Here is a 938-nt window from a genome sequence, read left to right on the forward strand (position 1 = left end):
CCGCCGCCAAGGAGGCCGGCAAGCAATTCGCCGACGAGCTGACGCCGGCCATCAACCTGGGGCTGGTGGAGTTCGCGGCCAACGCCTCGCTGCTGGTCGCCCCGACGACCAACCGCCAGGCGGTCAAGGCCGCGATCGACAGCCTCAAGCCGGCCCGCATCGTGCTGCTGTCCGACGGCAAGGAGAACAAGCCGTCCAACCCCAGCGACCCGCACGACGGGGCCTACACCGCGGCGCGGGCCGCCAAGGCCGAGGGCGTGCAGATCTCGACGATTTCGTTCGGCACGCCGTACGGCACCGTCGAGTACGAGGGCGCCACCATCCCGGTTCCCGTCGACGATCAGACGCTGAAGAAGATCTGCGAGATCACCGACGGCCAGTCGTTCCACGCCGACAGCCTGGAGTCGCTGAAGGACGTCTACGCGACCCTGCAGCGCCAGATCGGCTACGAAACCGTCAAGGGCGACGCCAGCCTGGCCTGGATGCTGCTGGGGGCCGTCGCGATGGCCGGCGCCGTCCTGGCCGGCCTGTTCCTGAACCGCCGGCTGCCCTCCTGAGCGATCAGACCGGCAGCCGCCGGTTGATCAGCAGCGCCAGCGCCGTCGCGATCAGGGCGGTGAGCACGCCCAGGCGCAACCACCCGGCACTGCCGGGACCCGGCACGGTGCGGTAGCCGATGTCCTTCTCGATGGCGTTGTAGCTCTTGGACAGCTCGTCGACGGTGCCGGCGGTGTAGGACTGCCCGCCGGACAGCTTGGCGATCATCTTCATCTGGTCCGTCGATACCGGCACCGCGACCCGCTGCCCGTCCATCTCGATCTCGCCGGTCTTGGTGCCGAACGAGATCGTCGAGATGGGCACCCCTTCGTCGCGGGCCAGCCGCGCCGCGGTGTAGGCCCCGTCGTGCGGGTCGCTGGGGTTGGACGGCTTGTTCTCAT

At 69.2% G+C, this 938-nt stretch carries 2 pseudogenes; one reads left to right on the top strand and one right to left on the bottom strand.

Going from position 1 to position 938, the window contains the following annotated elements:
- Positions 1 to 557 (top strand): annotated as a pseudogene (locus tag A5680_RS24310) (hypothetical protein); the annotation flags it as partial.
- A 4-nt stretch (positions 558 to 561) separates the two neighbouring features.
- Here the strand turns inward: A5680_RS24310 and A5680_RS24315 are convergent.
- Positions 562 to 938, bottom strand: a pseudogene (locus tag A5680_RS24315) (hypothetical protein); the annotation flags it as partial.

The organism is Mycobacterium sp. E2989 (genome assembly GCF_001667595.1).
Classification (GTDB): domain Bacteria; phylum Actinomycetota; class Actinomycetes; order Mycobacteriales; family Mycobacteriaceae; genus Mycobacterium.